The sequence below is a fragment of the Variovorax sp. KK3 genome (genome assembly GCF_001984055.1).
Taxonomy (GTDB): Bacteria; Pseudomonadota; Gammaproteobacteria; order Burkholderiales; family Burkholderiaceae_C; genus Variovorax.
In genome coordinates, this window is sequence record NZ_LYVO01000046.1 from 41,790 (window position 1) to 52,297 (window position 10,508).

The 10,508-nt window shown below is 67.4% G+C and carries 12 protein-coding genes; 9 read left to right on the forward strand and 3 right to left on the reverse strand.

The genetic code is table 11. The features are described from left to right. Positions 1-41: 41 nt before the first annotated feature. Both B0W80_RS21010 and metG read right to left on the reverse strand, forming a co-directional pair. Positions 42-236 carry a hypothetical protein gene (locus tag B0W80_RS21010; protein ID WP_077001108.1) on the reverse strand — a complete coding sequence of 65 codons (195 nt, stop codon included), beginning with the start codon at positions 234-236 and terminating at the stop codon, positions 42-44. A gap of 23 nt (positions 237-259) precedes the next feature. Beyond that, complete coding sequence (gene metG, locus B0W80_RS21015) at positions 260-2,338, reverse strand: methionine--tRNA ligase (protein WP_077001109.1); 2,079 nt, start codon at positions 2,336-2,338, stop codon at positions 260-262. Positions 2,339-2,451: 113 nt separating this feature from the next. Here metG and B0W80_RS21020 point away from each other — a divergent pair, with 113 nt between their 5' ends. Genes B0W80_RS21020 through B0W80_RS21030 form a run of 3 tightly spaced genes read left to right on the forward strand, consistent with a single transcriptional unit; the run spans position 2,452 to position 3,798 of the window. Further along, positions 2,452-3,132 (forward strand): YceH family protein, encoded by a 681-nt coding sequence (locus B0W80_RS21020; RefSeq protein ID WP_077001110.1) that lies wholly within the window; start codon positions 2,452-2,454, stop codon positions 3,130-3,132. Between the two features lie 53 nt (positions 3,133-3,185). Next, the gene (locus tag B0W80_RS21025) at positions 3,186-3,488 is read left to right on the forward strand and encodes a hypothetical protein (protein WP_218668926.1); all 303 of its coding nucleotides are present in this window, start codon (positions 3,186-3,188) and stop codon (positions 3,486-3,488) included. Continuing rightward, positions 3,481-3,798: a hypothetical protein gene (locus B0W80_RS21030; protein WP_218668927.1), complete on the forward strand. Its 318-nt coding sequence runs from the start codon at positions 3,481-3,483 to the stop codon at positions 3,796-3,798. Before B0W80_RS21025 ends, B0W80_RS21030 begins: the two co-directional genes overlap by 8 nt. A gap of 20 nt (positions 3,799-3,818) precedes the next feature. Here the strand turns inward: B0W80_RS21030 and B0W80_RS21035 are convergent, their stop codons facing one another. After that, the gene (locus tag B0W80_RS21035) at positions 3,819-4,760 is read right to left on the reverse strand and encodes a CysB family HTH-type transcriptional regulator (RefSeq protein ID WP_077001113.1); all 942 of its coding nucleotides are present in this window, start codon (positions 4,758-4,760) and stop codon (positions 3,819-3,821) included. Positions 4,761-4,985: 225 nt separating this feature from the next. On the opposite strand from B0W80_RS21035, the gene B0W80_RS36235 reads away from it, so the two are divergent. The 6 genes from B0W80_RS36235 to B0W80_RS21065 form a co-directional block, all read left to right on the forward strand. Beyond that, positions 4,986-5,552, forward strand: coding sequence for an antitoxin Xre-like helix-turn-helix domain-containing protein (locus B0W80_RS36235; RefSeq protein ID WP_256856638.1), 567 nt, complete (start codon positions 4,986-4,988; stop codon positions 5,550-5,552). Further along, positions 5,552-6,037: an RES family NAD+ phosphorylase gene (locus tag B0W80_RS21045; RefSeq protein WP_077001114.1), complete on the forward strand. Its 486-nt coding sequence runs from the start codon at positions 5,552-5,554 to the stop codon at positions 6,035-6,037. Before B0W80_RS36235 ends, B0W80_RS21045 begins: the two co-directional genes overlap by 1 nt. Positions 6,038-6,112: 75 nt before the next feature. Further along, complete coding sequence (apbC, locus tag B0W80_RS21050; RefSeq protein WP_077001115.1) at positions 6,113-7,204, forward strand: iron-sulfur cluster carrier protein ApbC; 1,092 nt, start codon at positions 6,113-6,115, stop codon at positions 7,202-7,204. A 4-nt stretch (positions 7,205-7,208) separates the two neighbouring features. Next, complete coding sequence (locus B0W80_RS21055; RefSeq protein ID WP_077001116.1) at positions 7,209-8,147, forward strand: LysR substrate-binding domain-containing protein; 939 nt, start codon at positions 7,209-7,211, stop codon at positions 8,145-8,147. Positions 8,148-8,282: 135 nt separating this feature from the next. Continuing rightward, positions 8,283-10,079 (forward strand): NADH-ubiquinone oxidoreductase-F iron-sulfur binding region domain-containing protein, encoded by a 1,797-nt coding sequence (locus tag B0W80_RS21060; RefSeq protein WP_077001117.1) that lies wholly within the window; start codon positions 8,283-8,285, stop codon positions 10,077-10,079. Then, positions 10,076-10,508 (forward strand): 2Fe-2S iron-sulfur cluster-binding protein (locus B0W80_RS21065; RefSeq protein ID WP_143684716.1); only part of this gene is annotated, 433 nt, incomplete at its 3' end. The genes B0W80_RS21060 and B0W80_RS21065, both read left to right, overlap by 4 nt.

Below are 10,508 nucleotides of genomic sequence, written 5' to 3' on the forward strand. Positions count from 1 at the left end.
TTCGATGCCGGATTGCAGGTCGCCGTCGGTGCCAGTCGTTGCTAGTCGTTGCTCGGCAGCACCGCATCGGCCGCCGCGCCCACCGCCTTGCCGGTGATGCGCGCGGTGCCGATGGCGGCATCGGCAGCGAGGCCGACTGCGCCAGCCGTCACGCTCACGGCCGTGCTGGCCACCGTGACGACCGCGCAGCCGGGCAGCAGGAACGTGGCGGCGAGCAGCAGGGCGATGCGTTTCATGGGCAGCTTCCTCGTTGGGCGCGTCAGCGTACCCGCATGCCGGGCGTCGCGCCAGGCCAGGGCTCGAGCACGTGAATGCCGGGTTGCGACTTCTCGTCGGCATGGCTGGCGGCCAGCACCATGCCTTCGGAGACGCCGAACTTCATCTTGCGCGGCGCCAGGTTCGCGACCAGCACCGTCAGCTTGCCCACCAGCTGCTCGGGCTGGTAGGCCGAGGCGATGCCGGAGAACACGTTGCGCGTTCGGCCCTCGCCGGCATCGAGCGTGAGGTGCAGCAGCTTGGTCGACCCTTCCACCTTCTGGCAGTCGACGATCTTCGCGATGCGCAGGTCGATCTTGGCGAAATCGTCGATGGTGATGGTGGGCGCGATGCCTTCGCCGCCCGGCAGTTGGGCGGCTGGCGCTGCGTCTGCCGGCGGCTCGGGCGGCTCGAACAGCGCGTCGATCTGCTTCGCGTCGACGCGCTGCATCAGGTGCTTGTAGTCGCTGATGGTGTGGCCTTCTCCCAGCAGGTGCGCCGCGTCGGCGAACACCAGCGGCTCGCTGCGAAGGAAGGCTTCGACCTGCTCGGCCAGCACGGGCAGCACGGGCTTCAGGTAGATCGTCATCAGGCGGAAGGCCTCGATGCAGGTGGTGCACACGTCGTGCAGCCGCGCCTCCATGCCGGCCTGCTTGGCCAGCTCCCAGGGCTTGTTCTGGTCGACGTACTCGTTGACCTTGTCGGCCAGCAGCATGATTTCGCGCAGCGCGCGGGCGAAGTCGCGCCCGTCGTAGAGCGCGGCCAGGGGCTGGGCCGCCTGCTGCAGCGTGGTCAGCAGCGCAGCGCCGTCGCCGCTCACGATGCCGAGCTTGCCGCCGAAGCGCTTGGCGATGAAGCCCGCGGCCCGGCTCGCGATGTTGATGTACTTGCCGATCAGGTCGGCGTTGACGCGCGCGACGAAGTCGTCGGGGTTGAAGTCGACGTCTTCCACCTTGGCATTGAGCTTGGCGGCGATGTAGTAGCGCAGCCACTCGGGGTTCATGCCGATCGACAGGTACTTGAGCGGGTCGATGCCGGTGCCGCGGCTCTTGCTCATCTTTTCGCCCGACACGGTGATGAAGCCGTGTACGTTGACTTGGCTCGGCGTCTTGCGGCCGCAGAACTCGAGCATGGCCGGCCAGAACAGCGTGTGGAAGTAGACGATGTCCTTGCCGATGAAGTGAACCTGCTCCACGGCAGGGTCGGCCACGTATTCGTCGAAGCTTTGCGTCGTGCGCGAGGGCTCGTGCCAGTGCGCGGCGGCCTGGCCCTTGTCGAAGTGGTTCTTCAGGCTGGCGAGGTAGCCGATGGGCGCATCGAGCCACACGTAGAAGTACTTGCCAGGCGCGTCGGGGATCTCGATGCCGAAGTAGGGCGCCTCGCGCGAGATGTCCCAATCGGCCATGCCGGCTTCGAACCATTCGCTGGCCTTCTTCGCCATCTCGGGCTGCAGCTTGCCGTCCTGCGTCCAGCCCTTCAGGAACTCGACCACCTTCGGGTCGGACAGCTTGAAGAAGAAGTGCTCCGAGCTGCGCAGTTCGGGCGCGGCACCCGTCAGCGTCGAATAGGGGCTGATCAGCTCCGTTGGCGCGTACACGCTGCTGCACACTTCGCACGAGTCGCCATACTGGTCCTTCGCGTGGCATACCGGGCATTCGCCCTTGATGTAGCGGTCGGGCAGGAACATGCCCTTCACCGGGTCGTAGAACTGCTCGATGGTGCGGTTGGCGATCATGCCGCCGGCCTTGAGCTTGCGGTAGATACCTTGGGCCAGCTCGGTGTTCTCGGCGCTGTCGGTGGAATGCCAGTTGTCGAAGCGGATGTGAAAGCCGTCGAGGTAAGGCTTGCGGCCGGCCGCGATCTCGCCGACGAATTCCTGTGGCGTCTTGCCGGCCTTTTCGGCAGCGATCATGATCGGTGCGCCGTGCGCATCGTCCGCACCCACGAAGTGCACCATGTGGCCCTGCATCCGCTGGAAGCGGACCCAGATGTCGGCCTGGATGTATTCCATGATGTGGCCGACGTGGAACTTGCCGTTGGCATACGGCAGGGCGGTGGTGACGAAGAGCTTGCGCTGGGGCATCGGAAGGCGCTTTCTGGGGAACTGCGAATGCCGCGGCCCATGCGGGCGCGGGACGGGCATTTTAGGCGCCGCCCGACGCTTACACTTCGATCCCCCTCGCGAGCCCTCACGCCATGACCTCCACCGTGCCGACCCTTTCCGCCATCGAAACCCGCGTGCTCGGCGTGCTGGCCGAGAAGCAGCGCACCGTGCCCGACAGCTACCCGCTGAGCCTCAATTCCCTGGTCTCCGGCTGCAACCAGAAGACCAGCCGCAATCCGCTGATGGAACTCACCGACACCCAGGTGCAGGCCGCGCTCGACAGCCTCAAGGGCTACAGCCTGGTCATGGAATCGAGCGGCAGCCGCGTCGCGCGCTACGAGCACAACGTCGAGCGCGTGCTGCGCGTGCCCTCGCAGTCGACCATCCTGCTCACGGTGCTCATGCTGCGCGGCCCGCAGACGGCGGGCGAACTGCGCATCGCGACGGAGCGCATGCACAACTTCGCCGACATCTCTTCGGTCGAGGCCTTTCTCGACGAGCTGTCCGAGCGCGCGGCCGGCGCGCTGGTCGTGAAACTCGCCCGCCTGCCGGGTGCGCGCGAAAGCCGCTGGATGCATCTGCTTTCCGGCCCGCCGGCCGAGCCGGTATACGACGCTGCCAGCGCGCCTGCTTCCGCGGCGCCGGGCGATGCGTCGTTGGGCGAAGTGGCGGCGCTCAAGCTCAACGTGGCACGCCTCGAGTCCGAGGTGGCGGCGCTGAAGGCGCTGACGGCGCGCATCTGCTCCGAGCTGGGTATTGCGGACGGGGCTTGAGCTTCAGGCGGTAATGTGGCGCCGTACTGACAAAAGGCACACATTCAACTAGCATGGGTATGAAGTCGTTTCGGTGGGGCCCGGAGAAGAATGAAGTTCTCAGGGCGGATCGGGGGATCTCGTTTGAGAGCATCGTTGTCGCCATTGAATCCGGCGGGTTGCTGGATGTCTTGGCGCACCCCAATCGGTCAAGGTATCCCCGGCAGCGGGTTCTCGTAGTGGCTTGGGATGGGTACGCCTATTTGGTACCGTTTGTCGAAGAGGAAGAGTATTTCTTTCTGAAAACCGTCATTCCCAGCCGCAAGGCGACGCGGGACTATTTGGGTTCAGGGGAACTGGATGATGAACATGGATGACGAACGTGAGATCTCCAATGCCTACGACAAAGGCAAGCTCAAGTCGGTGGCGACCAAGGCGGAGCTGGCCAAGTTCAGGACGGCGGCGCGTGCGACTGCGCTCAAAGACAGACGAGTCAATATTCGTCTTTCGTCCGGCGACCTGAACGACATCCAGGTCAAGGCGCTCGAGGAAGGCATGCCGTATCAGACCTTGATCGCGAGCGTGCTGCACAAGTATGTGACGGGGCGCCTCGCCGAGCGGCCGGAGGATACGGCTTCAGCGACGCGCGCAGTAGCACGTAAGCGTCGCTCAGCTTCGGCCAGCTGATCGAGTCGAAAAGCCTGCCTTCAGGCCTCTTCGCGCACCACCACGTCGGAGGCCAACGCATCCTCCACCACCTCGCGCGTCAGCGACGGTGCGAACGATTCGATGAACGCGTGCACGTAGCCGCGCAGGTAGCTGCCGCGCCGCACGGCCAGCCGGGTCTGGTTGATGCCGAACAGCTCGCCGGCGTCGAGCGCGCGCAGGTGGGTGTCGCGTTCGGCCTCGAAAGCGATGCCGGCCACCACGCCGACGCCCATGCCCAGCTGCACGTAGGTCTTGATCACGTCGGCGTCCATCGCGGTCAGCACGATCTGGGGTGCGAGGCCGTTGTCTTCGAAGGCGCGGTCGATGCGGGTGCGGCCGGTGAAGCCGTTGTCGTAGGTGATCAGCGGGTGCTCGGCCAGTGCCTCCAGCGTGAGCGGGCCGTCGAGCAGGTCGTGCCCCGGGGGCACGACCACCGAATGCGTCCAGCGGTAGCAGGGCAGGGCGATGAGTTGCGGGTAGTCGCCGAGCGCCTCGGTCGCGATGCCGACGTCGGCCTCGCCGTCGATCAGCATCTGCGCGACCTGCTTGGGCGAGCCCTGGTGCAGGTGAAGGCTGACGTCCGGAAAGCGACCGCGGAATTCCTGCACCGCCACCGGCAAGGCATAGCGCGCTTGCGTGTGGGTGGCAGCCACCGACAGCCGACCGCTCTGGCGCGCGACGAACTCCTGGCCGGCATGCCGCAGGTTGCTGCTCTCCTGCAGCATGCGTTCGATGATGGGCAGCACGTGGCCACCGGGCTCGGTGAGGCCCGTGAGGCGCTTGCCGGCCCGCACGAACAGCTCGATGCCCAGCTCTTCCTCGAGCTCGCGGATCTGCCGGCTCACGCCCGGCTGGGAAGTGTGGAGGGTGTTGGCGACCTCGGTCAGGTTGAAGCCGCAGCGCACGGCTTCGCGCACCGAGCGCAGTTGTTGGAAATTCATGTTCTGCAGCGGGCAAGCGACGCCCTTCGAGGGCGAGGCAGGCCATTGTCCCGGGCGATGACATTCAAGGGAACGACTGAATCGTTGAATCCAAATGATCAATTCATCTTTGCCGGCGGTCGGCGGTCGGCGGTCGGCGGTCGGCGGTCGGCGGTCGGCCGGGCGATCGGCCGGGCGATTGGCTGCTCTTTTGAGCAATAATCTTTGCTCAAAGGAGCAGATTGCATGACAGGCAGCAAACCGGCGGGCAGGAAGGCGGCGGAGACGCAGGCTGGGCTCAAGTACGCCAGGACCCCACCCGCGCCGGCGGTGTCGGCCCATGAACGCCACTTGAGTGGCTACTCGTCGCGGGCCAACGGCAGCCGCCGCTACTTCGAGGCTGTGTTCCTGTACGACCCCCTCGAGCGCATCGAACTCGTCAAGGCCGGCGTGCCCGCGCAGACCACGCTGGCCCTGGCCAACGCCATGGGCATCAGCAAAGACCGCCTGTTCCAGACGCTGGGCCTGCCGCGCGCCACCATCGATCGCAAGCTGCGCGAAGGCAAGGTGCTGTCGAGCGACGAGTCCTCGCGCGTGCTGGGCATGGCCCGGTTGGTGGGGCAGGTGCAGGCCATGGTCGAGGCCTCCGGCGACCCGGCCGGCTTCAACGCCGCCGAATGGGTGGCCCAGTGGCTGGCCCGGCCTGTCGGCGCGCTCGGGGGGCGCCAGCCCGGCGAGTTCATGGACACCGCCGAGGGCCAGGCCCTGGTGTCGAATCTCTTGAAGCGCGCCGTCTCGGGTGCCTACTCGTGATGCGCATCTGGCGCATCGCTGCCGACACCCGCGAATACACGGCCGACGACCTGAGCGGCAAGGGCGCCGAATCCACCGGCGGCCGCTGGAACCTCGAAGGCAGCCCGGTCGTCTACTGCGCCGGCTCGGTGGCGCTCGCCTGCCTCGAAACGGTGGTGCATCTCGACTTGGCAGGGCTTCCGTTGAATCGCTTCCTGGTGGCGGTCGACGTGCCCGACAAGGTCTGGGCGGCGCGCGAGCAGTGGCTGCCCGACACGCTCCCCGTCGGCTGGAGCGCGATCCCCGAAGGCAAGGTTTCGGTGGATGCCGGCGAAAGGTGGCTGAGTGCCCGAAGCTCGGCCCTTCTGCTCGTGCCTTCGGTCCTCGTCCCCGAGGAATTCAACGTGCTCGTGAACCCGCGCCATCCCGACGCTCGCCAGTTGGCCGCGACCAAGCTGCGTCCATGGCTCTTCGACCAGCGCCTGCGCACGTGGCCCGCGCGCTGAATCAGGCCATGCCACCGCTGCCCGACCTGGTTTCGGCACCGCACTAGACTACCCGCCATCAGGAGCACTCCCCACATGCCAGCCAATCCCCAGGCGCTCACCGAAGCGCTCAAGAGCGTCCTCGACCCGAACACGGGCAAGGACTTCGTCAGCACCAAGGCGCTGAAGAACCTGCAGGTCCACGAGGGCGAGGTCTCGTTCGACATCGAGCTCGGCTACCCCGCGAAGAGCCAGATCCCCGCGCTGCGCAAGGCGCTGGTGGCGGCCGCGAAGGCCGTGCCGGGCGTCGAGAACGTGTCGGCCAACATCACGACCCGGGTCATCAGCCATGCGGTGCAGCGCGGCGTTCAGTTGATGCCCAACGTCAAGAACATCATCGCCGTGGCGTCCGGCAAGGGCGGTGTCGGCAAGAGCACCACCGCCGCCAACCTGGCGCTGGCGCTGGCGTCCGAAGGCGCGCGGGTCGGTTTGCTCGACGCCGACATCTACGGCCCCAGCCAGCCCATGATGCTCGGCATCTCGCGCCGGCCCGAGAGCGAAGACGGCAAGACCATGGAGCCGCTCGAAAACCACGGCGTTCAGGTGATGTCGATCGGCTTCCTGGTCGACCAGGACGAGGCCATGATCTGGCGCGGCCCGATGGCCACGCAGGCGCTCGAGCAACTGCTGCGCCAGACCAACTGGAAAGACCTCGACTACCTGATCGTCGACCTCCCGCCCGGCACCGGCGACATCCAACTCACGCTGTCGCAGCGCGTGCCGATGACCGGCGCGGTGATCGTGACCACGCCGCAGGACATCGCGCTGCTCGACGCCCGCAAGGGCATCAAGATGTTCGAGAAGGTGGGCGTGCCCATCCTCGGCATCGTGGAGAACATGGCGGTGCACGTGTGCTCGAACTGCGGCCACGCCGAGCACATCTTCGGTGCCGAGGGCGGCAAGAAGATGGCCCAGGAATTCGGCATGCCCTACCTGGGCGCGCTGCCGCTGGACATCAACATCCGCCTGCAGGCCGACAGCGGCAAGCCTACCGTGGTGGCCGACCCGGATGGCGAGGTGGCTGGCATCTACAAGTCGGTGGCGCGCCTCGTGGCGGTGGGCATCGCCGAAAAGGCGAAAGACTTCTCGGCCAAGTTCCCAACGATCACCGTCAGCAAGAACACTTGACGCGATGAACCTGCTCGCCTCGATGCGCTATCTCGTCGCGTTGAGCGAGCACCGCCACTTCGGCCGCGCCGCGCAGGCCTGCCACATCACTCAGCCGGCGCTGTCGAATGCGCTGCGTGCGCTCGAGACCGAATTCGGCGTGGTCATCGTCAAGCGTGCCCGCGCCTATGCCGGCCTCACGCACGAAGGCGAGGCGGTGCTGGCCGCGGCGCACCGCATGCTGCACGAGAACGAGGTGCTGCAGCAGTTGCTGAAAAGCGAAGAAGACCACCCGCGCGGCCACCTGCGCATGGCGGCCGTGCCGACGGCGATCCCCATCCTCACGCGCTTCGCCGGCCGGCTGCAGGCGCGCCACCCGGGCATCTCGCCGAGCGTGCTGTCGATGAGCTCGCTCGAACTCGAAACCGGGCTCGAAAGCCTGTCGGTCGACATCGCGCTCGGCTACACCGAGCGCATGAACGTGCGCGAGGTCAAGCTCACGGCCTGGCCGCAAAGCATCGAGCACTACTTCCTCGTGCGCCGCTCGGCATCCGCCAAGGCATTGCGCATCGGCGACCCCATCGGCTGGGCCGAGGCCGGCCGGCTGCCGCTGTGCCTGTTGACGCCGGAGATGCACAACCGCGCGATCCTCGACCAGGCCTTTGCCACGGCGGGCGTTTCGGTCGTGCCCGCCATCGAGACCAATTCGGTGCTGACGCTGGCGCTCAGCGTGGGCACCGACAACGTCAGCGCTGTGCTGCCGGGCGCCATGGTCGATGCCATCCGCAGCCATGGCCAGCTGGAGGCGCTGCCGCTCATCGGGCCTGAGGTGCGAACGCCGATCGGGTTCATGACGCAGACGGCCGTGCGGCCTTCGCGTGCCCTGGAGGCCGCGCTGGCGCTGATGCAGAGCGCCGAATGGCAGCAGGAAGTGGCGGAACACAGCGGAGCGCTGCGGGCTTGAGGGCCGGCCGCGCAAGTGCGGGCCGCTCCGTCATTTCTTTCTTGAATCGCCCGATGTGCGATTCCAATTTGCCGAAAGCGGCAAGCCGCGCCACAGTGCGGAAACTACACCCAGTCCGTCCCGACGGCCAAGGCAATGAATTCCCGGAACATCGAGGCGATCCCGCTCGCCACCCCCGACCAGCTGCGAGAACGCATCCGGCGCAAGAGCAAGCTCAAGGGCCGCCAGCCCGAGGCGCACGCGCTGTCGGAAGTCGGCATGCTCATCGGCCAGAGGCCCGACGCGGGCTGGCCGCGCGACCTGCTGATCGAGCACCTGCATCGACTCAACGACGCATACCGCGGCCTGCACGAGCGCCACCTGGTGGCGCTGGCCTCGCTGACGAACATTCCGATGGCCGAGGTCTACGAGGTCGCGACCTTCTATCACCACTTCGAGATCCTGCGCGGCGACGCCCAGGCGGCGGCCATCACGGTGCGCGTGTGCGACGGGCTGGCTTGCGAACTGGCCGGTGCGCAAGACCTGCTGGCACGTCTGCCGGCGCTCCTGGGCACGGCGGGCCGCGACGACGTGCGCGTGATCGCGGCGCCCTGCATCGGCCGCTGCGAGCAGGCGCCGGCCGTGGCCGTGCACCAGCGCGCCTTGCCGCTGGCCGACGCCGACAAGGTGCTGCAAGCGCTGGAGGCCGAGCCGCCGGTGCGGAGCACGGGCGATTTCGATCCCGCCGCCCTGGCCGAATGCAGCGTTTCGCCCCCACCCGCGGCGATCGAAGCGCTGCCCGCGTACGCCGACTACGCCACCTACCGCTCGCACGGCGGCTATGCGCTTGCCGCTGCCGTGGTCAACGGCGAAGAGGATGCCGAGGCGGTCATCGCCGCGATGGAGGATTCCGGCCTGCGCGGCCTGGGTGGCGCAGGCTTTCCGGCCGGCCGCAAGTGGCGGATCGTGCGCGGCCAGCCTGCGCCGCGCCTGATGGCGGTCAACATCGACGAAGGCGAGCCCGGCACCTTCAAGGACCGCACCTACCTCGAACGCGATCCGCACCGCTTTCTCGAAGGCCTGCTGATCGCCGCCCAGATGGTGGGCACCGAGGCCTGCTACATCTACCTGCGCGACGAATACCACGACTGCCGCGCGCTGCTCGAAGCCGAACTCGCCAAGCTGAAGGCCGACCCGCCCTGCGAGCTGCCGCGCATCGAATTGCGGCGCGGTGCCGGCGCCTACATCTGCGGCGAGGAGTCCGCGATGATCGAGAGCATCGAAGGCAAACGCGGCGAGCCGCGCATGCGCCCGCCCTACATCGCCCAGGTGGGCCTCTTCGGTCGGCCCACGCTGGAGCACAACTTCGAAACGCTCTACTGGGTGCGAGACATCGTAGAACGCGGCCCGCAGTGGTTCAGCGGTTTCGGGCGGCATGGCGGCAAGGGGCTGCGCAGTTTCAGCGTGAGCGGACGCGTGAAGCAGCCCGGCGTCAAGCTGGCGCCTGCCGGCATCACCGTGCGAGAGCTGATCGACGAGTACTGCGGCGGCATGCTGGACGGACATGATCTGTACGCCTACCTGCCCGGCGGCGCCTCGGGCGGCATCCTGCCCGCGCGCATGGGCGACATCCCGCTCGACTTCGACACGCTGCAGCCGCATGGCTGCTTCATCGGCTCCGCGGCGGTGATGGTGCTCAGCCAGCACGACCGGGCACGCGATGCCGCGCGCAACGTCATGCGCTTCTTCGAGCACGAGAGCTGCGGCCAGTGCACACCCTGCCGGGTGGGCACGGCCAAGGCCGCCGCGCTGATGGAGGCCCCGGTGTGGGACCAGGCCACGCTCGAAGACCTGGCGCAGGTGATGGGCGGTGCGTCGATCTGCGGGCTGGGTCAGGCGGCCCCCAACCCGATCCGCTGCATCCAGAAGTACTTTCCCGAGGAGATCGCATGAACGCGCCTGCCAAGCTTGCGGAGCTGGTGCGGCAGACGGTCGAGTTCACGCTCGACGGGCGCGCGGTCCAGGCCTTCGAGGGCGAGAGCATCCTGCGGGCGGCCGAGCGGCATGGCGTCGAGATCCCGCGGCTTTGCTACACGGAAGGCCTGCGGCCGGACGGCAACTGCCGCGCCTGCGTGGTCGAGATCAAGGGCGAGCGCACGCTGGCGCCCAGCTGCTGCCGCAGCGTGGCCGCGGGCATGGAGGTGCAGGCGACCAGCGAGCGGGCGCTGAAGAGCCAGCGCATGGTGGTGGAGATGCTGCTGTCGGACATGCCGGAGCGGGGGTACAAGTGGAACGATGGGGACGAAAGTGCAAGCGAGGGTGCAGGTGAGGGCGAGGCGGTAGGCCAGCACGGCGAACTCACCCAATGGGCCGACCGCCTCG

Coding starts and splice junctions, on each gene's coding strand:
- B0W80_RS21010 (WP_077001108.1), bottom strand. CDS start 236: ATGAAACGCATCGCCCTGCTGCTCGCCGCCACGTTCCTGCTGCCCGGC.
- metG (WP_077001109.1), bottom strand. CDS start 2,338: ATGCCCCAGCGCAAGCTCTTCGTCACCACCGCCCTGCCGTATGCCAAC.
- B0W80_RS21020 (WP_077001110.1), top strand. CDS start 2,452: ATGACCTCCACCGTGCCGACCCTTTCCGCCATCGAAACCCGCGTGCTC.
- B0W80_RS21025 (WP_218668926.1), top strand. CDS start 3,186: ATGGGTATGAAGTCGTTTCGGTGGGGCCCGGAGAAGAATGAAGTTCTC.
- B0W80_RS21030 (WP_218668927.1), top strand. CDS start 3,481: ATGGATGACGAACGTGAGATCTCCAATGCCTACGACAAAGGCAAGCTC.
- B0W80_RS21035 (WP_077001113.1), bottom strand. CDS start 4,760: ATGAATTTCCAACAACTGCGCTCGGTGCGCGAAGCCGTGCGCTGCGGC.
- B0W80_RS36235 (WP_256856638.1), top strand. CDS start 4,986: ATGACAGGCAGCAAACCGGCGGGCAGGAAGGCGGCGGAGACGCAGGCT.
- B0W80_RS21045 (WP_077001114.1), top strand. CDS start 5,552: ATGCGCATCTGGCGCATCGCTGCCGACACCCGCGAATACACGGCCGAC.
- apbC (WP_077001115.1), top strand. CDS start 6,113: ATGCCAGCCAATCCCCAGGCGCTCACCGAAGCGCTCAAGAGCGTCCTC.
- B0W80_RS21055 (WP_077001116.1), top strand. CDS start 7,209: ATGAACCTGCTCGCCTCGATGCGCTATCTCGTCGCGTTGAGCGAGCAC.
- B0W80_RS21060 (WP_077001117.1), top strand. CDS start 8,283: ATGAATTCCCGGAACATCGAGGCGATCCCGCTCGCCACCCCCGACCAG.